This is a genomic window from Paraburkholderia fungorum, from assembly GCF_900099835.1.
Taxonomy (GTDB): domain Bacteria; phylum Pseudomonadota; class Gammaproteobacteria; order Burkholderiales; family Burkholderiaceae; genus Paraburkholderia; species Paraburkholderia fungorum_A.
The window spans coordinates 95,896-118,732 of the sequence record NZ_FNKP01000004.1; the positions used below are offsets into that span (position 1 = coordinate 95,896).

Sequence of the window (22,837 nt, forward strand, 5' to 3'; positions counted from 1 at the left end):
CCAGTTGCACGGCACTGAACGCAGTGGGCGGCCTATCCACCGCTCCAAAGTCGGTCGTGAGGCATTAATCGAGACAGTTCATGTAGTGGTCAACTTACGCCAGACACCGAGTTAAGTTTTTCTTCTGCGACTGCCGGCGCTACACCGTCATTGAACTGATTCGGTCGAGTCCAGTTGTATCGCTGCATCAGGTAATAGCTGATGTCACGATGGGCTTCTCCAGCACTCATGTATCCACTGCCCGGCACCTATTCCGATTTCAAGCTTGGGAACAGGGGTTCCATCGGGCTGTTATCCCAACAATTTCCACGCCGACTCTTGCTCCGCCTGATTCGATAGCGCCACAATTGCTGCTGGAATTTTCGGCTGAGATATTGACTGCCCTGGTCGCTGTGGAACATCAAGCCCGTAGGTCGACCGCGTTGCTCGAACGCCATGTCTAACGCCTTTACCACCAAGTCGGCGTCGGGGCTCGTCGAGAATGACCAGCCGACAACGCGGCGTGTGAACAGGTCCAACACCACGGCCAGATAATGCCAGCGCCCCTGTGTCCATAAATACGTGATGTCGCCGCACCAGACCTGATTCGGTGCTGACACAACGAACTCCCGATTCAAGACGTTCGGAATGTCGATGCGTTCCAACGTAGCGCGCTTGTATGCGTGGTTGCCAGGTTGCTTGCAGATCAGGTCGAGCTCTTCCATCAGACGGCTGACCTTGAAACGCCCAATCGTTGCGCCTTGCTCGCGCAGCATGCCCATGATGCTGCGGCTGCCTGCCGAGCTTCGGCTCCCGACATACACTCGTGCACGCGACTGCGCAGTGCCATTCGTGCCACGTCAACGCTCTCTCGACGATGTCTGTATGCGTGAAAGCACGACCGGGGTATATCGAACAACTCCCATAGCATTGTCACCGACACGCCGTCGCCGACCTGGTCGGTTATTTCGTACGTTCTATCCCTTCCGACATCAGCAGCGCAGTAGCTTTTTTTAAAATGGTCTTCTCCCTCTCGAGGCGTTCAACCCGCGCTTCCAGCTCCTGGATGCGCTGCTGCTCTGGCGTCATTGCGGGACTCTGAGGCGTGATGCCGTGCCATTCCTGGTGCAGTTGTCGAACCCAGCGACGCAGAACCGACTCCGCGACGCCTACCTGTTGATTTGCACCGAATCCTGACCCACCGGGGATGCGGACAAAATCCTGGACTACTTTGGAGGTAGTCCATGTATTCATACGAAGACCGCGTTCGGGCGGTCGAGCTGTACCTGAAGCTCGGTAAGCGCCTCAAGGCGACAATCCGCCAGTTGGGTTACCCGACGAAGAATTCTCTCAAGGCGTGGTGTGAGGAATTCGAGAAGAGTGGCGATCTGCAGAAAGAATATGTTCGTGCCAAGCCGAAGTACTCAGAGGAACAGAAGAACCTTGCACTTGAGCATTACGTCAATCACGGGCGGTGCGTCAGCTTTACCCTCCGGGCATTAGGCTATCCCTGTCGCCAGATACTGACAGCGTGGGTTCGCGAGCGCTATCCTGAAGCCAGGACATACGTGGTTGGCAAGCGAGGTCGACCGGCCGCGTCATTGCCGTCCAGGCAAGCCGCAGTGTACGAACTGTGCACACGGCAAGGAAGTGCGGAAGCGGTGGCGCGAAAGCTGGACGTCGACAGGGTGACGCTGTACAACTGGAAGAACCAGTTACTCGGGCGAGAGGCCCCTGCATCCATGAAGCGCGACAAGAGATCACCCGCAGAGACGGATCGGGACGAACTGGAGCGGCAGGTCGAAGAGCTCCGGCGCGACATCCGCAATCTGCAGCTTGAACACGACCTGTTGAAGAAGGCGAATGAACTCGTAAAAAAAGACCTGGGCGTCGACCTGCCACTCCTGAGCAACCGGGAGAAGACAGCGCTGGTTGACGCCCTGAGAAAAGAATACGGTTTGGCTGAGATGCTTGCGCGGTTGGACCTGGCGCGCAGCTCCTATTTCTACCATCGGTCGTCCATACGGCTTGCCGACAAATATGCAGAGGTCCGTTGTACCGTTGCTGAGATCTTCGAGGACAATCACCGATCCTACGGCTATCGTCGGGTGCAGGCAGCGCTCAGCCGGCAACGGGTGTTTCTATCGGAGAAAGTCGTGCGTCGCCTCATGAAACAGGGTGGCCTTCACGCAGCAAGGCCCAGGCGTCGCCGATACCGTTCTTATATCGGAGAAATCAGCCCTGCCCCAGATAACATCATCAATCGCGATTTCCATGCTGATGCCCCGAACGAAAAGTGGGTCACGGATATCTCCGAATTCCAGATTCCCGCGGGGAAGGTATATCTATCGCCCATGATCGACTGCTTCGATGGCATGGTAGTCAGCTGGACGATTGGCACAAGCCCCGACGCAGAGCTCGTGAATACCATGTTAGATGCGGCTATCGAGACCGTGACCGAGGACGATGAGACGCCAATCGTGCATTCAGATCGGGGTGGCCACTACCGATGGCCGGGCTGGCTATCGCGGGTTGCAAAGGCTAATCTGGTCCGGTCCATGTCGCGTAAAGCCTGTTCACCTGACAACGCGGCCTGTGAGGGATTCTTTGGCAGGCTGAAGACCGAGATGTTTTATCCAGGAGACTGGCGTTCGACGACCATCGCGGAGTTCGTTGAGGTACTGAACGGCTACATTCGCTGGTACAACGAGAAGCGGATCAAGGGCTCCCTTGGCTATCTCAGCCCGATCGAGTACCGAGAAAGCCTCGGGCTAACGACGTAAATCAGTCCAGGAAAATGTCCGCATCCCCTGTGGGTCAGGATTCCATGCAAATCAACAGTCCATTGCCTGATTCCATGATGAAAAAACGGAAGTGGCGGCCGCGCAGTACGCCGTCACCCCTTGCGTCGGCCCCACACAGGCGCCCGCCGTGGAGTGTATCCGAAAGCTGCAACGCGTAGGTGCCGGACGGCTTATACCGGTACGGACCGCCATAGCGGAAAAGTTCGTGATTGCGCGCGGATAAAAACGGTCGCGACGTGGGTGACGCTCTTCGCCAAGACCGTTACCCGGATAGCTGTTCACCCCACCCTGCCCTAAAATTTGAGTGACTGGGTGTTGGGTCGAGCGACTTGAGACCTTGCAAAGAAAAGCGCCGCCCCGTTTTCGGGCATCATTTCACGGTCCCATCCCAGCCGCCATGACAAAGAAAAAGCCTGCCCGTCTGCTTCGCGGTCGCTCCACATCGGCTGTTTCCGATGAAACGGGATGCTGCTACAGGAGTTGTGCTGCGAACCCGGTTGCCCATGGACCGTCGGCTGCACGGCGAGGCTGAAGGATTGGCCCTGAATCACCTCGCGCAGGTTGGCATGATCACCGGCTTTATTGCCCGTGAGGGTTAAGGGCATGTGCCGCTGGCGCGCGTCGCGGTACTCAAGCAGGCACTGGGCGATGCGTTGCTTGCGTTTGCTGGTTTGATGAAAGCGGCAAGCTGGCGTGCCGGTCTCCGTCCCTGACTGACAGTCGGACTGCTGTGGTCAACGAAAATAACCGGACGGTTACGACTGTTCGCCTCGAAACGTTTGCGAGAACGAGCGATCAACTTGACTATCTGATGGAACAGGCGGCACGCAAACCTCGCTCGGCATGCGCGCGCCGAAATGCGTTCCAGGAGCCGAGAGCGGTTCGAACACTCTCCCTCTTCTGACATCGCTTTCCGCGTACCTGGAGGGAACGCTTATTGCGGCAAGAACATCACTATTCCCGGAGGCGATGTGAAAATGTTCAGTGCTGCTGTTTTCGATGTGGACGGGACGCTCATCGACTCTGTCGATCTGCATGCACTCGCCTGGCACGAAGCATTCGCCCAATTCGGCCATAAGGTCAGCTTTGCTTCAGCACGCAGCCAGATCGGCAAGGGTGGCGACAAGCTTCTTCCCGTCTTTCTGAGCAGGGCAGAGATCAAGGACCATGGTGACGCGCTTGAGCAATGGAGAAGCAAACGCTTCAAGGATCAATACCTCAACTGCGTGCGACCATTTTCTGCGGTGCCAGACCTGTTTCACTGGCTGCAAGGTCGGGGCACGAAAATCGCGGTTGCCTCCTCGGCCCGGAGAGCGGAACTCGATATCTATCTCGACATCGCCGACATAAAGAATACTGTCGATGTCACGGTGTCGTCCGAGGACGTCAGCGAATCGAAGCCGGCGCCTGACATCTTCGCTGCTGCCGTGGAGAAGCTCATGGTGTCGCCGCGCGAGGCGATCGCCATTGGCGATACGCCCTATGACGCGCAGGCGGCGGGCGGTGTTGGTATGGCGACTATTGGTGTCCTCTCCGGTGGATTCTCCGAGACCGAACTGAGAGCGGCCGGGTGCTCAGCGATATACACAAGCGCCTCCGGCCTCTTAGCCTGTGCCAACGAGGCTTTTTCTAAGCCAGCAGCCTGTTGACAGTCGAGTTGTTGCTGGGCCGCTAGCCCGGATTGCCACATCACTCACGCGTCATCTTCTGGCAGTAACCTGTATCGCACGGCCCTCAAGAACAGGGCCGATCCTGGTTGCGGTCATGATCGAGGACGAGGCGATGAGGACAGTGAATCTGCGAGTGCCGTGTGACGAGACGTCAGCATCGCTCGATGATCTGACTGCATGGGCGGGTCTCACAGGCATCGATGCCGTTCCATCTTGCGACAAGACGCAATGCGCGGGATGAAGATGGGTAATCGGCGCGGCTGTACACAATCTATGTAAGTGACAGTTTTTTTGAGCAGTTTTCAAGGTGGCGAAGCTTTATCGAGCAATAAACCGCTGGGTTGCACATGGCGATTCTATTGCTGTGCCGGTCCTTTTCCCTATGACCCGGGAGGTCAGAATGAACACACCCGTAACCGAAGAACAAATCCGCACCGTCGCATTTTCGCTTTGGGAAGAAGCAGGAAGTCCGGAGGGTCAGGCGGACGAATTCTGGGAAAAGGCCCGACAGCAACTGGGTGTCGACAGCGCCCCCTCCGACCCTGCCAGTGAGGGTGAACCGCAAACTGCCTGATCCGGATCATTGCGTGACTTCAATGAGCGGAACCAGTGCATGTCGCAGAATGGCCAATGTATTTGCTCTTCATCCGCGCGATAGCAATGCATGGTCCCGCTGCGGCGAGAGTTTGCTCTATTGATCAGCGTTGATTCGTGACCTGGAAGCCTATAGGGTCTCGCTCTCCGGGAAATCATTGATTCCCTTGTCCAGAGGGATGTGTGTTTGGACGGCTCATCGTGCGCGATGGGCCATTTTTTCTCCGCGCATCCGCTAAGGGTGAATCAGTTCATTGAGAACACGGTCGCCAAATAAACTCGCGCTGTCCTGCTGCCCCGCGTTGCGCCAGCAACCGTACCCGTACTTCGGTCGACCGGATAAGCGCATTCGTCATGGCGTACCTGCCTTCGCCGGTCTTACACGGCTCGCAAGGAATGTCCGCCTGCTACCATCCGGGAACTGCACGGCGACCTGTGTACTGGTTGCCATTGTGATTTCACCGCGGCCATATCGCGACACGCGCACCGCATCGCCAGGCGTCCACGTCTGTTTCGTACCGCCGTCGGACGCTTCCTCCATTGCCATAGGGCTACCCGGGATAATCTTCTGCGCCGCCCCCACGCTGATCTCCGGCGGATGCATGCAGTTGTCGCATACCTTGCACCGCGCGAACTCCGGTCGCTCTCCGTAATAATCGAGAATCGTTCTCCACCGGCACCCGCCTGTCTGGGCGTAATCAATCATTCTCTGCAGCGTTTTACTGTCACGCATGCTCATCTGCTCGAACTGCGCGGCGGCGTTAGCAATGACATCCACCGTCGACCCGGCGCCTCCGCTGCTGGACAGGCACCGCTCGAGCACCCGATACCGCCGTTGCCGATCGCGCGCAATCAGACGCGCGTCCACCAGCATATGCAACGCCACTTTCAGCTTGCCGCTGCCGCTATCATTCAATTCCCGCTTCAGCGCTGTGATTGTCCCGCCTGGTCCAGCTTGCGCGCCAGCGGACTTCACCGCGTCATAGACCCGTTGCGCGAGCGCAAGCCCCGGATATCGGCCTGCCTGAAAAAACTGCTGGATGCGCCTGTCGTTCAGATCGAAGAGCAGCACACAGTCGGCCGGTTCACCATCGCGTCCGGCCCGACCCGTCTCCTGGTAATAGGCATCAAGACTCCCAGGCATCTGGTAATGAATCACAAAGCGGATGTCGGCCTTGTCGATGCCCATGCCGAAAGCGTTGGTCGCGACCATAAGCCGGGTAGCGCCGGACATGAACTGCTCCTGTGCCTGTTCGCGCATGCGCGCCCCCAGCCTGCCGTGATAACGAGAAACGGACTCGCCCGCCTCGAGGAGCCAGCCGTACACGCGTTCCACGTCGGCGACGGTCGCTGCATACACGATGCCGGTACCACGCATCGACGTAATCAGTTCGCGCAGATGTTCCTGCTTCGCTTCAACCGCACGGCGTGCTCCATCCTTGCCGCCCGCAGCGCTGACCTGTACAACCCGGTAGCGCAGATTTGCGCGCAGCGTGCCAGTGCGTACCACATTTGTGTCGCGCAACCCGAGCGACCGGATTATGTCGTCAAGCACTGCGGCCGTGGCCGTCGCTGTCAGCGCGAGCACCGGTGGCCGGCCGAGCGTCTTGACGGCGCTGCCAATATCCAGGAAAGCTGGGCGGAAATCATGCCCCCACTGGGAGACGCAGTGTGCTTCATCGACGACGACGAGGCCGACGCGCAAACCGGGACCCGAGTGCAGCATTTCGATAAAAGCTGGTTGAGCCAACCTCTCTGGGGTGACGAACACGATGCTGCACGCACCGGCGGCCACCCGTCTCAAGGCTTCACGTTCGGCCCGCGCACCAAGTGTACTGTTGACCAGCGTGCAATCGATGCCAGCGGCCAGCAGCTTGTCGGCCTGATCCTTCATCAATGCAATCAAAGGGGAGACGACAAGCGTGATGCCCTCAAGATGTAGCGCGGGCAACTGGTAGCAAAGCGATTTGCCCGCGCCCGTCGGCATCGTGGCGAGCGTGTCCCGTCGCTGCAAGATACTGCGGATAATGTCTTCCTGACCTTTCCGCAAGCGCGTGATGCCGAACATTTCGCGCATTGTTTTGCGCATGCTGCGCATACGCTGCTCCAGCGCTCGATCGGGTGTGTTACCGCTCGCGGATAAAGTCATCTGTTCTCCAGGTGGGGAGAGAGCCGGCAACCGGCGGCATTCAAGCGGACGCAGAACCAGCGCGGCAACCATCATGCTGTGCATGCGAACGCCGAACAATTCAGCTTCAATGGAATCCGGCGCCACCGTGACCCAAATCCGTCCTGTTCACTTTCAGCGCGGCGTAGGCCTCGCCACAGTCAGTGCTGAACGTCGTCGGATCCAGCCGGAGTGGCCGGGTCGCCCAAGGTGTTGATGACTACCCCGCGCGACGCGTCGTCACCACGCCTGGCGACCAGACCATCGCCGCCTGCGGCGCTGTCCGGCAGAATTACCAGCGAAGGTACGGCCCGTCGGTTCTCGTTCGTCTCTGACAGGATCGAAGCTATCGAAGCGGGATCGGAATAGTCCCGCACAAGACCAACAAGCGCGTTGTGGGCCTGAAAGCCTATGTCGCCGAAATGGCGCCAGTATGCGACCTGCTTCTTCACCGTCGCGGGCAACAACCGCATTGGCAACTCTATGCACTCCGCCGCCGACTGCGGCGAGAACACGGCGCCCGCGAGGGCCCGCTGCTCAAGCAGCGATGTCTTCAGGGTCTGCACATTCAGTTCAATCACCCTTTCCACGGCGGTGTAGATTGCGCCAAGCGAATCGATAAAGAAAGCGGCCGGAATCGCAAGATCACGGCGAACAGTTTTGGTCGGGATAGCTTGTTCCATGACGGCTCCAGTGATGTCGAAAAAAGAGTTTTTGCGGGAAAACAATCGTAAATGCGATGGTCGCCGGAAGTCGGTCGCCGCCCGCGAGCGGGAGGCCTCGGATCGCCAACTCTCGCGGGACGACTGCCGCACGAAATTTCCATCGCAGGACTCGTCCCCGCAATTTTTTGACCTGCCCATCCGGCTTTGTCGTCCCGCTGTCTGAAGTCGATCATCAAGAGCCTACGCGGCCGTATCCCCGGACATTCCACTGAGATACGCGTTCCGAGTTCATCCAGGTGCGTCCTAGGAGATTGCGTCGGACCCCGGTCACGACACTTTCACCCACGCCAGCCCATGTTCTGATCAACGGCTGTTTCCACCAAACTACATGGGCTAGTGAAGTTGCGTCGTACGATCGCCCACGTCATTTGGTAACTTTGCCTCGAGTGCCGCCTTGCGCTTCGTGATCTCTGCGCCGAGGGTTTCAAGGTCCGCATTCGACTTTCTCAGTGCGGGGAACAGCTCGGACTCTTCCTCCTCAATATGGTGGCTCACCATCTCCGTCAACACTTTGAATGTTGCGTCAAATCCCTTTTGCCCCGGCTTTAGCGTGCTGAATTTCTCGATCAGAACCTTGACGAGGTAATGCTCGACGAATGCCTCTTCAACATCTGGCCGCTTGTCCTCGTCAAGGGCCTCCTGAGCGGCAGGGTATAAGAGTTCTTCCTCAACCATGGCGTGAATACTCAACTCTTCGCATGCCCGCCGGACGAGCGTGCCTTTGCGATCCAAATCATGCTCGTCGGCTCTTTTAAAAGCGTCGAAAAGTGTTTGCACAGCACGATGGTCAGCGATGAGTACACTGATCGCATCTTGAACCGACGAAGCCGGGTTGCGCTTCGAGACCTCTACATCGGGAGTGGCTTTACGGTGGGTCTTCATGGTTGTGCTCCTTGATTTGGGTTGTGGGACATGGCCACCTGGCGTTTAGCGTCGTCGCGCTCACTGGCCGAACGGAATAAAAATCCGAGACTGTCTGCGGGAGGTTTTCGCACGACCAGGCGGCCATCACCTGGTCTGCAAAACTGAGAGCGACATCTGGCGGCATCGCGCTGGCCGGCGACCCGGCCGGCAAATCCCCTAGATCTTGCTCGTAGCCTGACCAGCGCCGAGATCGGCACCCGTCGTGGGATCGACATCCGTAGCCGACGCCGTCCGTGCAGCCATCCCCTTCAGCACCTCAAGGTCCTGCTTCCCCACGTTGACCTGAGCGGTGCCGTCGCCGCCATCAACAGCGGGCTTCGGCGTTTCGTCAAACTGCCACTCTGGCCCGTCGTTCCACGGGCCTCGCATGTCATCGCCCTTCGACAGGTCGTAGTACACGTTCGTAAATCGGGGGTCGCCAGGCAGTTTTCCCTGCGGAAAGTTTGGCTGAATCGAGTGCAACGCTTTTTCGAACGACTTCTGGTGCGCGATTTCCCGCGTCATCAGAAAGCCCAGCGCTTCCTTGATACCCGGGTCGTCGGTCACATTGATCAGGCGTTCGTACACGATCTTTGCGCGTGCCTCGGCTGCGATGTTGGAACGCAGATCGGCTGTTGGTTCGCCAATGGTATCGATGTAAGCCGCCGTCCACGGCACACCAGCAGAATTGGTCAGTGCCGGACCACCACCATAGAGCAACGCGGTGGTGTGTGAATCGTTACCTCCGCCAGTGAGAGAGCGATAGAGCTCCGCTTCCTCTTCTACCGCTTCTGCAAGTTGGCCCTTCGCGCCCTTGTTGAGCATGGCAACGATGGACCCAATGATCTCGAGGTGACTGAGTTCTTCGGTTGCGATGTCGAACAGCATGTCGCGGCGGCCGGGATCATCCTCCGCCACTGCCTGGGTGAAATAGCGGCATGCGGCAGCCAGCTCGCCCTGTGGGCCACCAAACTGTTCGAGGAGAAGATTGGCGAGGCCCGGATTCGGTGCGGCCACGCGGACGGTGTATTGAAGACGTTTATTGTGGGTGAACATGAAATCTCCTTTTTCGGGGCATAGAGGTTTCCCGGTGCGTAGCGCATCCGGGTGCACAGGTGTTCTCCTGAACGTGGCAACCCGCGAAACGGCTGCCAGTAAAAACAGGCGTCCAGGTCTCAAAGCCTTTTATGCTGGCTTCGGCCAGATAGCGGTGCGAACCGCAAAAGAAAAATTGCTCGCACTCAGAGTTCAGCATGGACCGTGCCGCAGATCGCCTGGATTTCGACCGCTCGTACCGAGCCATGCTTGAGTCATAGCGTTCAAATTGGCAGCACATCCCACGGACATCCTGAATCGCATGTGACTCGTCAAAGAGGTCGCAGAGCTTCGTGTTTCCTGATCCCCGAGCAGGTGACGGATCGAACTGCCATGAGCCCTCAGGCACAGACGATGCGCACTCAATTCCGGGTTGGATTAATGACCCGCTACTACCGACGGAGGAAATATGGCGAAGTTGACAGTGAATGATGAGGAGAAGGCCCCCAACGCAGATGGTGCCTCGTCCGGGCAGGCCAGGACGGCCCCGAATTCCGTTTCGGACGACAGCGCGCGGCGGGCACTGGAAGAGGGCGACAGTGAGAAGATTGATCGCACCCTTGAGGAACTGAATGTCTCGACCACTGAATCAGGTAAAGATCAGTCGGCTAAACCAGATACCGAGGGATCAAACTCATCGAGCAAAAATCTCGATGAGCAAAGCGATTGATAGTCGTTTTTATAGTTGTTTCTTGCGAGACCGATCCATTGATGCCGACAGGTAAATTCGCGCAATTTTTTAACTACCCTTCGCTGGAGAGCACATGAACCCGGAACCATCCGATCCTGTTGAGCGGGCTGATGAGCGCAGGCAGGCCCAAGGTCACGGCGACGTGGAAGAAAAACCCGACGGCACGATTAAGCAGCGCCCACACGGAAACATGGATGAGACACTCGTACCGCAGGCCAAAGATCACCCTGACGAGGGGCCTTTCGTGCCGGAGCACGACCTGATTGATTCTGACAGTAGTCCTGACGCCAGCAGTGACCATCCGCGGAGCAAGCCCGACTCTGCGGCTTGACCGAGCGACGGGAAGCGCTGTCTCGCTGTATATAAGGGTGTCGCCATTTCGAGGCGTTTGGGAATGTTGCGATGTTACTTTTGCGACATTGCGATGCCGCAGCACGATGACGACTTCACGCCAGATCAGCCCGGCACGTCGCGCAAGCTACGGCACCCAGCGCGCGAACGACATCGATGCAAGGAGCGGCAAGGAAATTGTGAAGCCGCTCGTTCGGGTATGTTTCGAATACCAAACCAAGCGAGCCTGATAGTCCGGACGCATACTGAAGGCTCGCCAGCCAGAACTCAATCGGGCAGCAGTGTAACCACCGGTTTAGCATCGGAGACGGCGAGTTACGCGGGTGCGCACGGTAGTGAAACGGTGAAGTGCGTTCCGCTTTTCGACGACGCAACACTAATGGTCCCTTGATACGCGGTAGCGATGCAACGGCATATGTAAAGGCCTAAACCCATGCCGGCGGCTGTGCCGCGCCGGTCGGCTGGCCCTGCTCGCGTTAGCGGATCAAACAGCGTGGGCAATGAATGCTCTGGGATCGGATTTCCCTCACTGAAAACTGTCAGCGTCATTTTTGCCCCGGAGACGCCAGCCTCGACCACGACGCTTCCCGATCCGTACCGCACGGCGTTCGTCAGGACGTTGACCAGCAACTGGCTGAGCCGGCTGCCATCCCAACGACCACGAAGTTCATTGCCTAGCCGTACTTCAATGTGCGCGTCGGGGTAGGATGCCCGCACTTCGTCTACGGCATCGCTACAGATCCGTCCCATATCCTGCGGCGTGAAGGTAACCGGCAACGCATCTCCCAGACGCGTGCGGGTGAAGACGAGTAGATCATCGATCATCTGCTTCATTCTCAGCGCTCCGCGCTGAACAAACGCGACGGCTCTGGCGCCACCAAGAGACAAACCCTCGTCACGCAGCAATACTTCTCCAGCGTTCAATATCGCACCGAGCGGCGAGCGCAGATCGTGGGCGAGCACGCCCGCGAACAGGTCCCGGGTGTGCTCGCTTCGGTAGGCGTAATGTCGCACCGACTCTGCGAGTACCTGGTCGATAGCTTCATTGAAGCGAATCATTTCCTCGAAGGCGGATGGGCCTCCAGCCGACGTCTTCTGCCACCGACGCAACACCGTCGCGCGAAGGGACCGGAATTCGGCCACCACATCGTTGATGCCGAAACCGTGTGAAAGACGATCCTCCGCATGTCGGCGGGCGATCCGATTGAAACTAGAGTCATCAACCTCGGCGCCTCCTCGCGATTTCGCCTGCTGCTGCTCCGCATTCTGCGCTGCACGCATGTCGGCTGCGATCGCCGGCAAGATTTCGCCCGACGAGTTACGCAGCTGCTTTTCCGTCAGCCGGCTGTTCTCCTGGCTGAGCGCGAGGGCATACTCAGTCCAATCGTCAATCAGACCGGAAAGATCAGCTTCAATGAAATCTGTGAGTTTCATCGGAGGTCTCCACAGAAATGATGTCGCCAGGTTGGGATCAGCAAGTGAGAAGCTCGCGCGAAGGTGGATTCAGTCACAGGCCGCCACTTCGAAGAGCAGCCACAAGATTCCGCTCTTTCAGAAGAGTCCCCTGCTGCCTCGAGCGGACGCTAGATCACGCTCCGAAAAATCGGAGCAAGGCGATTAGCTGGGCCGGCGAGCGGCCCTTTCGTAAATAAGCATCAAAATCACCAGCAGCGATCTCGTGGCGACGCACCTCAGTCTCGTCCAGCGCGGTATGGGCGATTATCACCGTATCGCGCCCAGAAGTGTCCTGCCGGAGAGCATGCGTCGCATGGTATCCGTCAAGATGCGGCATGGTGAGATCCATCAGGATAATGTGAGGCTCCCACACACGACTGGCGTCGACCGCTTCCAGCCCCCCGAAAGCCGCGCGAGAATCCAGAGTTTCCGCACTTAGGTAGGTTGCCACGGCCAACGCAGCATGTTCGTCGTCGTCGACGACGAGCACACGCAAAGCGGCGCAATTGACCTTGGCGCGACGAGTCGTCCATGGATCGGCCTTATGCTGAAGTAAATCAGGTAGCGACATATATCATCCCCCTGCGAGGCCCTGCGCATGAGACGTGCCAGCCGGGTGGGCGTCGATCATCCGGTCAATGAAGACGTCCACTGACGGTATCGTGATCATTTCTGGTCGGGTGACTGTTGATCGGCAGCGACGTTATTTGAAGAGTGCCCCCGGCCCGACGATTCTTGCGATGGCGAGACGACGAACGGAGCGAAAGTCCGCACGACCGGAATGAAACGCGCGACGATCGCCTGACCGGGACTGCACTTCACAGAAAATTTATTTGCCAAATTTCTAGCAAACATGGATCTTTCACCCGGCATTGCTGATCGCAACGTTATTGCTGAACATGAGCCTTGCCTCGGGAAGTCGGGAGTTGGAGGCCACCAGAGGCATTCATTTCCCTGCCGTCGGTCTGTGCGGCCGATCAGGATCGCCGAGAGGGCCAGCGGCACAGCTTTCCGCAATTCTGCGGGCATAGACCTTAGAAGACGGGCAATGAAAGCCGGCGGCTCGCTTCGTAGCAGGCAACTGTCACTTTCAGCCAGCGGCTGGAACCGATACAACCTAACGAAAACATTTGAAATGCAAAGCCGAATTTGGTTTGCCGCAGGTTTCAACGGCTTTTTCGCAGGTTGAGTGGACGGATAATTGTCAGCCGCTCTGGCGTGTAAAGGCGCGCCGTGTTAGCCAGGGCCCATGGGTCAAATTTAGCTCGCCAGCTTAGCCGGAAGCGGACATACTGGCTTTTTCTCAGTCTCTGGCTCCTTCGATCGGATGGCTCGATGTCTGCTGGCCGATCACTGCCACTCGTTTCGGTCGTGCCCGCCTGGCACAAGACATCGCTTCGCTTCCCGCAGGTCAGAGATTCTTTTTCATTGATCTCGTTCTCGACGGTAGTCGTTCGTAAATGACCCGGCGTGCAGAAAGCCGCACTGGCCCACAAAACAATCAGAGAGCGATGGCACGACAACCAACACGGAAGGGAATGAGCCGTGACTCCTATCGAGCTGTCTACATGCTCGATCTGGCACGCGGAGGCTCACATATCAGCAGTGCGCTAACTGAAGTCTCACAGCGTGCAGCCATTACCGACGCCTTGAAAGAATTCCATGGGCGACACAAGAGGGGCGACCTGGATGTCTTCTTGCACCTACTGGCCGAGGAACTGGAGAAACGAGGAAAAGCAGCCGCAGCCGCCATCGTGCGGGCTATGCCAGAAGCCGAGTGACCGATCCCATCAAGACCGAAGCGGTTAACTTGATTTAACCCCGCACTGCCCGAAAATCCCGGCGCCACCTCTGTGCGTGGAAAGCCGCCGGATCTGGGGCGGCTGCCCGATGCGCGGCGTTTCCGTATGAGCCGGTATTGTCTCCCGTTGACCTTCAAAGTCCGCGAGCGTGCGCTTCTGACAGTCCGTACGGATCGCCGTCGGCCGTCCACCGATCCGTTGTCAACTACGGCGCGAGGAGGAGCGGCTCAGAACGGATTCGGAGGTTTCTGCGATGAGGGATTTCCGGCTGAAGTAGGCGACGACGATTGCCATTGCCATAAATTTGTCGATGGCCTCTGCGCTCCTAGCCGGCTGTTCAAAAGCGCCTGACACCAGACAAAAAGGCGTGGAACCGTTTACGCGCCGGATAGCCGACCTAAGACGATGTAAATGGGAAATTATGAACGGTTGCTCTATTCGCCATTCCGTATTGGCGCGGACCGCAGCCGGTCCATCTGCGAAACCACATGCACCGCATCAGAAGTCGTTAAGTTTGGGTTCGGGAAGCTAAGCGCCAGGATAGATATCGCACTGGTAACCGTGTGGTGCTCGACAGCGCGAACGAACGCCTCCAGATTGCCAGTCACGCCATGTTTTGCTGCCAATTCTTCAATCTACACCCAGCATCCTGTCCTCCGTGGTTGGTCATAGCGGCCCTTCAGCCAAAAATTCGATTATCTGTTTGCAGTGTATAAACGCGCGTCTCGAACCAAAAGCGGCACATTCACGTTTGCCCTCCGCTTCCAGCCAGGAACACGAATTGCTAATCCCGCACCGCACCTCGCGTCCTCAGCCGCGACGTGCACGTTCCTTCGACCCTTCGCTTGTGGCGCAAGGGTCTTTTTTTATCTGCTGTTCACCCCAGGCGGGCGCACGAACGTCCAGTGAAACCGCGTCGATTACTCGTTGCGTCGAGATTCGGTGTTCATGCGCAGGCCCTGCGATCAAACCGCTCGTGCGGCCGCCCACTCCACTATTTGTGTCGCTTGAAGGGGTGGAACGCTGCTTGCATAGGGGGACGCAGCGCGCAGCAACGGCAAGCATTGCTGCGATGGGTAACTAACTGTAAAGGAGCAATATGGAACCGGTCTCGCACGGCATCATCTTCTGGCTGATTATTGGCGGCATCGCTGGGGCGCTCGCTGGCAGAATCGTCGACGGCGGCGGCTTCGGCATCGTTGTCGATATTATTGTAGGAATCGTGGGAGCGTTTATTGGCGGCTGGTTAGGTGGGGCCTTGGGCCTGCATCTCGGCAGCGGCATAGTCGGTTCGCTTGTCACTGCGCTGATCGGCGCTGTCATCCTGCTATTCGTTGTGCGTCTATTCACTCGCGGTCGTTCAGGGCCGCTGTGATCCTCAGTTAGTCATCCGCACGCCCGGACTCAGGCGCCCTCTGGACATCGCCTGAGTCCCGGCATCGGGGACGTCTCTCCAGGCGTCTCTGGTGATTAGCCGACATTGCGGAACTCGTCAGTGCATGGCATCCATGCTACTGGGATGACTGCTCATCGGACCGTTGCGATGCTTTCCGGTAGCGGGCCAATACAGCGCGCTCAACCGAGGAAAACCCACATACACAGGATTGCCAATTATCTTAGTCAACAAGAGACTGGATTTTCACACCGCAGGAAGACCGGGGCAGAATGACTAGAGCACAGCCGTTGACGGATTCCAGGGTCCCGCAATCAAGGGAGTCATTGAAGCTGCTGGCCGGCGCTCCAGACTGTACAACGGAAGGATAATTTCTCGGATATGTATCAGAAGGCAACCGCCGAGCGTGCAAAACGGAATGAGTATCGGCAGCCTGTCACGGCCCCTTATGCTCTCGACCGTCGCGGTACGCTGGCGGTCTCGACGTCGCAGATCATAAAGTTGGCGCTATAAGATGGTTAGATAGCATTTCTACTGTCCTCCACGCGGAAAACTGTTCCGTGCAGATTCCGTCAAAGCCGAGCCGCTGCATGTCGGCAGGTTGTTCCTCCCCGGACGCGCCTGTCAATGCAATAATTAAAACGCCAGAAAGCGCATAGGCAATAGACGCTTCGCGAATCAAGCTGTAGTTGTCCTGCCAACAAAGACGCGTATCGATCAATACGGCGCCGGGTTTCCAGAAATCCAGTATCAATGCAACCTGCGCCATGTCGGATGTCGTGACGCTGCTAATTTCTTTCAATCTGAAATACAGCGCTAAAGTCTCCGCGACATGGGTGTCTGCGTGTGCGACAACAACGCTTCGAGGTCGATTCGGAACGTTCGGAATCTTCTGGCTCCACAAAGCAAAATCGACTGCACTCTTATGACTTAGACGATCGGCCCGCATTGCAGGCGCAGAGATGGAAGAAGGATGACCCATAAGAATGTTGATTTCTAGCGCTACGACCCCACGGCGTCATCAGTAGATGGTCATCAGGTTTGCCATGACATTCGCATTAACTGATCATACTTCGCTCCCATCCCGCCGGATATTACCAGTCCGCTTTCAGCGGCCCCAGGTCTAGCGGTGTCTCACATGAAAGCTTTGGACTGTACGAGCTGTGATGTATTTATCTGCAAATGCCAGAATCTGGCCGTCACCTCTTCCGCCCCCAAACATGTTGTGTAATGCGAATCAGACGTGATCCATTATTCTGGCGATGACATTCGAGCAGGGATTCCATGACAATATCTTTCCCAAAAACGTTGTCCAAAAAAATGCAGCGCCCCGGGGATACATGGTCCCCACTGCTGTCGGAATGCTTTCTCAGGTTCTGGCCAGGCGCTGCCCAACATGAGCTACCCTCCCACAACGAATTTATGGATTAAAAGCTTGCGAAGGTGGGCAGCAGGGAGATGAAAACAAAAATTAAATAATCAAGCAAGTGGGGGCTTCAACCAGGCGTTGGTCATCTTTCTCCTCAAGCCGAAAGAAGATAAGTAATAATTGCTTGACCAGATTCCGCAAACGATTGCGCTGCAACCCTATTCCCGCTTTTTATGGAAACCCGCTAGCGACAGCTGGCAGTTGCCGGAAAATAATAAGCTTTGTCGATCTTAAACTCAGCGCCTGCACTAGATTAATTTCTTCATATCAAACACGCTCTGCCGCCATATTACCGTTTTCTTTATAACCGATTACAGCGAAGACCTCTAAAAAGAGCGACGGTTAAATATCCATCCGGCATTAATCCGCATTTTTTATTTGGGTTCCGCGCCGGCAGGTCGTTGAATCCGCACTGGTTAGCTCGTGATGGCTATCCGCGAATGCAGGCGGCACATTCGCAAGGGACAAGCCGCGGGGCACGGGGACACACGAGGGAAATAAAGCTCGCAACTCCAACCGATAGCGAACATACTGTGCACCTCTCAGGTTCTAGCTACCTCGGATACGCTAGTGACCTTTTGGCCGGCCATCCCTGGTCGGCTTTTTTATTTCGGCACCGCTCTGCTTTTGTGCCCACCAACGGGCGCCTTGTTTTTTCGCACCCGTGGATACATCGGTCCCCTCGTCGAAGCTCGCAGGTCGGTGCGCTTCTCCAGCGTTTCCGCCAGGCGCTACCGTCACCGTCCCTGTCTGGCTCGATCTGAAGCACACCATCGCGTAACCGTCTTTTCGGCTACGGTATGAGCAGCGCAGGAAAATGCGGCACCTTGAGCTCTGAGGTGGCACGTAACGTGATCTGAATTGGCCTACACGCGACCGCGATATCTGTATCTGCTGGGAGAGCACACGTTCGGCATGCCTAGACCCTAACTGGCCGTGCTCATAGCTTCGCGCAGCTGATCCAGATTAACCGGTTTGGTGAAGTGCAGATCGAAGCCCGCGTCCTTCGCTTTCTGGACATCTTCTGGTTGGCCCCACCCTGTCACTGCAACCAGTAGCAAATCGTCGCCACCTGAAGATTTGCGCATGCGTCGGGCCAGTTCATGCCCGGACATATCCGGCAATCCGATGTCAAGAAGCGCGACATCGATCCTGTTTTCCTCCGCAAGCCGTAACGCTGACTGCCCGTCCGCCGCACGCCACACCGTATGACCCTCAAGTTCGAGCAGCATGGCCATGCTATCCACCGCATCGTGATTGTCGTCGACGATAAGGATACGGTGAGGCTCAACCAAAGCCATTGGTCTCACACTGCTCTCCTCTGCAGTCGGGCTGCAAAGCGGCAACCGAACGAAAAATTCGCTGCCCTTGCCAATGCCTTCACTTGACGCCGACACAGTCCCTCCATGAAGGGTGGTCAGCATCCTGACGAGCGCGAGTCCAACACCAAGGCCACCTTGGGAATACTGCTTGCCGCCTGGCAACTGGGTGAACAGTCCGAACATCGAGGGCAGATCGTCGGCGTGCATGCCGATACCTGAGTCGCGCACGGAAATGACCGCGTGATTACCCTCACGATGCGCGGCAAACCAGATGTTTCCACCCGACGGCGTGTATTTGGCGGCGTTGTTCAAAAGATTTTGCATGATCTGCGACAGCCTCGTTGGGTCTGCATCAACGGTCAGCGGTTCGGCTGGCACCGAGACCGACAGCTGATGCGCCGCGGCGGTGATGCGAGGCAAGCTACCTTCCAGCGCTGTCCGCATAATCTCCTCAAGGTCTGTTGGGGCGCGACGCAACTCGATTTTGCCTTCATTGATCCGTGACACATCGAGCAGATCGTCGACGAGATGCGGCACCTGCGCGAGTTGCCGGTCAAGCACGCCGTACGCCCATGCCGCACGCTGATCGTCCAGCCGGCGCGCGCGTAACAGGTCCACCGTGCTTCGCATCGGGGCGAGAGGATTGCGCAGCTCATGCGCAAGCGTGGCAAGGAATTCGTCCTTGCGCCTTGCTGCTCGTCGCAGGTCCTCCTCCGCCTCATGCTTTGCGATGAGTGCGGCCTCTGCGTCGGACCGGGCTTTGCGCAGTTCCTGCTCGAACTTGTGACGATCGGCAATTACCATAAAAGCAAAGTGATCCAGGTCGCCGGAAACACTGCGGCTACGGCTCACGTTCATCAGCATGGGAACTCGAGTCCGGTCAGAACGGACCATTTCGAGCTGCAGCTCGGCAACCGAATGCTGCAATTGGAGGAGCGGCCCCCAATGCGTCTGATGGAACAGCTTTCCACCGACGGTAAGAAGATCCGTCAGCCTTCGAATGCCCACCAGTTGATCAGGCTCGTAACTAAGCCAACGGCAGAACAACGAGTTGACGCGAACGACTGTGCCATCGGTTGTGGTAGCAACCAGTCCACACGCAGCGTATTCGAACGCGTCGTCAACTGTGAGCACACTGACCGCCCGATACAAGGCTGTGAGCGCGGAGAAAGCGTTCAATCGCCTCGATGCTTGCACCTGGCGCGCTCAGATGTGGACAGTGTCCAATATTTTCGACGATGTTGAGGGTGAGGTCGGTCGAAAAAAGTAGAGGCCAACGTTTCGTACAATTGTGAAACGGAGGCATAGATGAATCGAATTCCCAGGGCGGTCTACACGAGCGAATTTCGTGAGCAGGCGGTCAAGCTTGCGCTGACCGAAGGTGTAGGCGTTTCGGAGGCCGCACGTCGGCTGTCAGTTCCGATGAAGACGTTGGCGAACTGGGTCCGTTCGGCTAGAGCGGGCAAGCTGCGGGAGGTCGGCAAGGAGCAGAAACCGCAGACCGAACTTGAAGCCGAGCTGGCACGCGTGCAGCGGGAACTGTCGGAAGTGAAGATGGAGCGCGATCTCCTAAAAAAATTCGCGACGTACTTTGCGAGGGAGTCGCGGTGAAGTACGGCGTGATTGAACAGATGCGACAGGAATATCCGGTGCCGCCGATGTGCCGCTTGCTCGGCGTCTCGGTCAGCGGTTATTACGCATGGCGCAAACGCACGCCCTCCAACCGGGCACGGCAGGAAGCCCGACTGGAGACGGAGGTGCTCGCTGCCCATCAGCGTACGCGCGAAAGTTTCGGTCCGGAGCGGTTGCAAAGGGATCTCGAACGGCACGGCGTTTGTGTGGGCGTACACCGGATAAAACGGTTGCGCAGAAAGCTCGGCCTGCGGTGCCGGCAGAAGCGTAAGTTCAGGGCCACCACTAATTCAAAGCATGACTTGCCGGTCTCGCCGAACCTGCTGAACCAGAAATTCTCCGTGTCAGCGCCCGATCAGGCCTGGTGTGGCGACATCACGTATATTGCGACTGACGAAGGATGGCTATATCTTGCCGGCCTGAAAGACCTGTACAGCGGCGAAATCGTTGGCTATGCAATGAGCGAACGCATGACGAAAGATCTGGTGATGCAGGCGCTGTTTCGCGCCGTCTCAAGCCGACGTCCGAAGCCCGGCCTGATTCAGCACACCGACCGCGGCTCGCAATATTGCGCACGGGCTTACCAGGAGCTCGTCAGGCAGTTCGGCATGCGCGCGTCGATGAGTCGCCGCGGCAATTGCTACGATAACGCGCCGATCGAATCTTTCTGGGGTTCTCTCAAGAGTGAACTGATCTATCATCTGCGCTTCGCTACGCGGGAACAAGCCAGCTCGCCATCAGCGAGTACATCGAAATGTTTTACAACCGGCACCGCACGCAAGCCCGTCTCGGCTACCTGTCGCCTGCCGCATTTACGCAGCGATTTTATCTGGATCGTACTGCGGCTTAACGCGTTGGCCTCCACCGATTCCGACCGACCTCAAAGGAACGCTTAAGGGTCCTCGGATATCGCGTCGATATGTGCGCTTCCGTACATTGATGGGCACACACCCATTGGCCGCGTGAGACTTGGGAACAGACCGTAATCTAACTAGTCGCATCTATGGTCTGGAGTCGAGAGGCCGCTTTGCGCAGTTGAGTGGTCCTCCGAATGTCGTGGTCAGTGTCCCGACAACCGCGCTTCTTGGCCGATTGGTGCGGTATCCAATGAATTGGTAAGGACCTCCCTGATTGCAGGATCGACACCGTCTGGTGCCATCATGGCTGGTGCTTCGACCTTCCGGGAAGGGGGATGTCATGGACAGGATTACTCGTGTTGGCGTGGATCTGGCGAAGAACGTGATGCAGATTCATGCGGTCGACAGCGCCGAACGCGTCGTAGTACGTAAAGCAATTCCGCGGGAGCGATTTGTGAGCTGGTTTGCCAATCTGGAACCGTGTCTGATCGCCATGGAGGCATGCGGTGCGGCGCATTTCTGGGCACGCAAACTACACGCGCTCGGCCATGAGGTGCGGCTGATTCCCCCGCAATTTGTCGCGCCCTATCGTAAAGGCGGCGCCCATGTAAAGAACGATGCACTCGATGCCGAAGCTGTCTGCGAAGCGGCGAGCCGCCCGCACATGCGTTTCGTGCCGGTCAAGTCACCTGCGCAGCAAAGCGTGCTGGTGCTGCACCGCATGCGTACCAGATTTGTCGAAGAGGGTACCGCGCTGGTGAACCGGTTGCGCGGGCTGCTGGCCGAGTTCGGGGTGTTCCTGCCGCAAGGCATCCGCCGGTTACACGAGCACCTCATGGAGCGCATTGAGGACGGCAGCAATGAGCTGACAGGACCGGCGCGGCTGGCCCTGTTGCGCGGCTGCGAACAATGGCAGGTACTGGATGAGCAGATTGCCTGGTTTGACAGACAGATTGCCGAGCATGCCAACCGCGACCCGCAGGCGCAACGCTGCATGGACGTGTGCGGCGTGGGCCGGCTAACGGCATCGGCCGCAGTGGCGACGGTGGTAGATGCCCGCCAGTTCAGGAACGGCCGGCAGATGGCCGCCTGGCTCGGCATCGTGCCCAAACAGAAAAGCAGCGGAGGCAAGCAGCGGCTCGGGAGCATCACCAGACAGGGCAACGACTATCTGCGAACCTTACTGTTCCAGGGTGCCCGCTCAGCGGTCCTGACGGCGCACCGACGTGACGACCGGCTCTCGCGCTGGATTGTCCACTTACAGGCGCGTGGGCTACTACAAGACACTGGTCGCCGTGGCGAACAAGCATGCACGCATTCTGTGGGCAGTGCTCGCCAAGGGGGAGCGATTCGATCCGTCCTACGCGCCCGCCCGCACTGGTGGGGCGACGGGCGCCTGATACCCCAAACGACATCGCCATAAACTGGTTCCGAAGTTGAGGACGCATTCGACGAACGATAGCGACAGGTCAGACCGGCAGCGGGCGAACTCGATAAGCGGTGAGGCGCTACACGAAATGTATTCGCCGTCCAACGGATGGAGTCCTGCTGCGCGGTTACTATCTGGGCCCAGGCGCGGTTGTGATGGCGCCCAACAAGGCCGTTTATAGGCATGCAGTCTGTCACGCCGCCAACCGTTGTCGTTGAAGTCCTCCACTGACCGATACAGGAATCGAACATATGAATCACTAAACCCAGCTTGCAAAAACTGGAAGGTCCTTATAGGCCGCTTATCGGCGCTCCAAGTCGCAAAATCTGAATCTGGCTGGGTGACCGGTTTGGAGGAAGCTATCTGACCGGAGTGGGTCGGGCCGAGTCCGTCCACACTTCAAACTCATCGCCGGAAAGCGGTCAGTGGAATTCAACTGCCTAGAAGCGGCCACTTGGCAACGCGTCTTCCCGACCCACTCCGGACCTTGAACCCGGCCGGACCTCTACGGCTGCTTTGATGTGATTAACGGCCATCCC

The 22,837-nt window shown here is 57.6% G+C and carries 16 protein-coding genes and 3 pseudogenes; 9 read left to right on the forward strand and 10 right to left on the reverse strand.

The annotated features are described in order from the left end of the window. Positions 1-89: 89 nt before the first annotated feature. Positions 90-1,164, reverse strand: a pseudogene (locus BLS41_RS39845) (IS3 family transposase); the annotation flags it as partial. A gap of 59 nt (positions 1,165-1,223) precedes the next feature. Between BLS41_RS39845 and BLS41_RS36015 the strand changes: the two are divergent. After that, positions 1,224-2,762, forward strand: a complete 1,539-nt coding sequence (locus BLS41_RS36015; protein ID WP_074773835.1) for an IS3 family transposase — start codon at positions 1,224-1,226, stop codon at positions 2,760-2,762. 314 nt (positions 2,763-3,076) lie between these two features. Here the strand turns inward: BLS41_RS36015 and BLS41_RS36020 are convergent, their stop codons facing one another. Next, positions 3,077-3,388: a hypothetical protein gene (locus BLS41_RS36020; RefSeq protein ID WP_074773838.1), complete on the reverse strand. Its 312-nt coding sequence runs from the start codon at positions 3,386-3,388 to the stop codon at positions 3,077-3,079. 372 nt (positions 3,389-3,760) lie between these two features. Between BLS41_RS36020 and BLS41_RS36025 the strand changes: the two genes are divergently transcribed. Then, positions 3,761-4,432, forward strand: a complete 672-nt coding sequence (locus tag BLS41_RS36025; protein WP_074773841.1) for an HAD family hydrolase — start codon at positions 3,761-3,763, stop codon at positions 4,430-4,432. 421 nt (positions 4,433-4,853) lie between these two features. Next, positions 4,854-5,027 (forward strand): DUF2934 domain-containing protein, encoded by a 174-nt coding sequence (locus BLS41_RS36035; RefSeq protein ID WP_074774872.1) that lies wholly within the window; start codon positions 4,854-4,856, stop codon positions 5,025-5,027. A 372-nt stretch (positions 5,028-5,399) separates the two neighbouring features. On the opposite strand, the gene BLS41_RS36040 is transcribed toward BLS41_RS36035, so the two are convergent. The 4 genes from BLS41_RS36040 to BLS41_RS36055 form a co-directional block, all read right to left on the reverse strand. Further along, entirely contained in the window at positions 5,400-7,136 is a 1,737-nt protein-coding gene (locus tag BLS41_RS36040) for a RecQ family ATP-dependent DNA helicase (RefSeq protein WP_074774875.1), read from the reverse strand. Positions 7,137-7,375: 239 nt separating this feature from the next. After that, the gene (phaP, locus tag BLS41_RS36045) at positions 7,376-7,897 is read right to left on the reverse strand and encodes a TIGR01841 family phasin (RefSeq protein ID WP_074773844.1); all 522 of its coding nucleotides are present in this window, start codon (positions 7,895-7,897) and stop codon (positions 7,376-7,378) included. 375 nt (positions 7,898-8,272) lie between these two features. Continuing rightward, the gene (locus BLS41_RS36050; protein WP_074773847.1) at positions 8,273-8,821 is read right to left on the reverse strand and encodes a hemerythrin domain-containing protein; all 549 of its coding nucleotides are present in this window, start codon (positions 8,819-8,821) and stop codon (positions 8,273-8,275) included. 198 nt (positions 8,822-9,019) lie between these two features. Beyond that, a complete protein-coding gene (locus BLS41_RS36055; protein ID WP_074773850.1) occupies positions 9,020-9,898 on the reverse strand; it encodes a manganese catalase family protein in 879 nt (292 codons plus the stop codon). Between the two features lie 448 nt (positions 9,899-10,346). Here BLS41_RS36055 and BLS41_RS36060 point away from each other — a divergent pair, with 448 nt between their 5' ends. Together BLS41_RS36060 and BLS41_RS36065 are read left to right on the forward strand one after the other, a co-directional pair. After that, positions 10,347-10,607, forward strand: a complete 261-nt coding sequence (locus tag BLS41_RS36060) for a hypothetical protein (RefSeq protein WP_143026494.1) — start codon at positions 10,347-10,349, stop codon at positions 10,605-10,607. Positions 10,608-10,701: 94 nt separating this feature from the next. Beyond that, the gene (locus BLS41_RS36065; RefSeq protein ID WP_074773855.1) at positions 10,702-10,959 is read left to right on the forward strand and encodes a hypothetical protein; all 258 of its coding nucleotides are present in this window, start codon (positions 10,702-10,704) and stop codon (positions 10,957-10,959) included. Positions 10,960-11,294: 335 nt separating this feature from the next. On the opposite strand, the gene BLS41_RS36070 is transcribed toward BLS41_RS36065, so the two are convergent. Together BLS41_RS36070 and BLS41_RS36075 are read right to left on the reverse strand one after the other, a co-directional pair. After that, complete coding sequence (locus BLS41_RS36070) at positions 11,295-12,413, reverse strand: sensor histidine kinase (RefSeq protein ID WP_074773859.1); 1,119 nt, start codon at positions 12,411-12,413, stop codon at positions 11,295-11,297. A gap of 154 nt (positions 12,414-12,567) precedes the next feature. Further along, a complete protein-coding gene (locus BLS41_RS36075; RefSeq protein ID WP_074773863.1) occupies positions 12,568-13,005 on the reverse strand; it encodes a response regulator in 438 nt (145 codons plus the stop codon). Positions 13,006-14,002: 997 nt separating this feature from the next. On the opposite strand from BLS41_RS36075, the gene BLS41_RS36080 reads away from it, so the two are divergent. After that, entirely contained in the window at positions 14,003-14,215 is a 213-nt protein-coding gene (locus BLS41_RS36080; protein WP_253189918.1) for a hypothetical protein, read from the forward strand. Positions 14,216-15,335: 1,120 nt separating this feature from the next. Continuing rightward, positions 15,336-15,611 (forward strand): GlsB/YeaQ/YmgE family stress response membrane protein, encoded by a 276-nt coding sequence (locus BLS41_RS36085; protein ID WP_074773869.1) that lies wholly within the window; start codon positions 15,336-15,338, stop codon positions 15,609-15,611. A gap of 511 nt (positions 15,612-16,122) precedes the next feature. On the opposite strand, the gene BLS41_RS38785 is transcribed toward BLS41_RS36085, so the two are convergent. After that, on the reverse strand, positions 16,123-16,611 hold the full coding sequence (locus BLS41_RS38785) for a response regulator receiver protein (protein WP_143026496.1): 489 nt from the start codon (positions 16,609-16,611) through the stop codon (positions 16,123-16,125). Between the two features lie 1,373 nt (positions 16,612-17,984). Next, positions 17,985-19,559 carry a hybrid sensor histidine kinase/response regulator gene (locus BLS41_RS36095; protein ID WP_253189919.1) on the reverse strand — a complete coding sequence of 525 codons (1,575 nt, stop codon included), beginning with the start codon at positions 19,557-19,559 and terminating at the stop codon, positions 17,985-17,987. 129 nt (positions 19,560-19,688) lie between these two features. Here BLS41_RS36095 and BLS41_RS36105 point away from each other — a divergent pair. Then, positions 19,689-20,862: pseudogene (locus BLS41_RS36105) on the forward strand (IS3 family transposase). 347 nt (positions 20,863-21,209) lie between these two features. Beyond that, positions 21,210-22,269: pseudogene (locus BLS41_RS36110) on the forward strand (IS110 family transposase). Positions 22,270-22,837: the final 568 nt, after the last annotated feature.

Excerpts from the sequence above, each read along its gene's own strand:
- BLS41_RS36035 (WP_074774872.1), top strand. The coding sequence starts at position 4,854 with ATGAACACACCCGTAACCGAAGAACAAATCCGCACCGTCGCATTTTCG.
- BLS41_RS36080 (WP_253189918.1), top strand. The coding sequence starts at position 14,003 with ATGCTCGATCTGGCACGCGGAGGCTCACATATCAGCAGTGCGCTAACT.
- phaP (WP_074773844.1), bottom strand. The coding sequence starts at position 7,897 with ATGGAACAAGCTATCCCGACCAAAACTGTTCGCCGTGATCTTGCGATT.
- BLS41_RS38785 (WP_143026496.1), bottom strand. The coding sequence starts at position 16,611 with ATGGGTCATCCTTCTTCCATCTCTGCGCCTGCAATGCGGGCCGATCGT.
- BLS41_RS36065 (WP_074773855.1), top strand. The coding sequence starts at position 10,702 with ATGAACCCGGAACCATCCGATCCTGTTGAGCGGGCTGATGAGCGCAGG.
- BLS41_RS36020 (WP_074773838.1), bottom strand. The coding sequence starts at position 3,388 with ATGCCCTTAACCCTCACGGGCAATAAAGCCGGTGATCATGCCAACCTG.
- BLS41_RS36085 (WP_074773869.1), top strand. The coding sequence starts at position 15,336 with ATGGAACCGGTCTCGCACGGCATCATCTTCTGGCTGATTATTGGCGGC.
- BLS41_RS36025 (WP_074773841.1), top strand. The coding sequence starts at position 3,761 with ATGTTCAGTGCTGCTGTTTTCGATGTGGACGGGACGCTCATCGACTCT.
- BLS41_RS36055 (WP_074773850.1), bottom strand. The coding sequence starts at position 9,898 with ATGTTCACCCACAATAAACGTCTTCAATACACCGTCCGCGTGGCCGCA.
- BLS41_RS36075 (WP_074773863.1), bottom strand. The coding sequence starts at position 13,005 with ATGTCGCTACCTGATTTACTTCAGCATAAGGCCGATCCATGGACGACT.
- BLS41_RS36070 (WP_074773859.1), bottom strand. The coding sequence starts at position 12,413 with ATGAAACTCACAGATTTCATTGAAGCTGATCTTTCCGGTCTGATTGAC.
- BLS41_RS36040 (WP_074774875.1), bottom strand. The coding sequence starts at position 7,136 with ATGCGCAAAACAATGCGCGAAATGTTCGGCATCACGCGCTTGCGGAAA.
- BLS41_RS36050 (WP_074773847.1), bottom strand. The coding sequence starts at position 8,821 with ATGAAGACCCACCGTAAAGCCACTCCCGATGTAGAGGTCTCGAAGCGC.
- BLS41_RS36015 (WP_074773835.1), top strand. The coding sequence starts at position 1,224 with ATGTATTCATACGAAGACCGCGTTCGGGCGGTCGAGCTGTACCTGAAG.
- BLS41_RS36060 (WP_143026494.1), top strand. The coding sequence starts at position 10,347 with ATGGCGAAGTTGACAGTGAATGATGAGGAGAAGGCCCCCAACGCAGAT.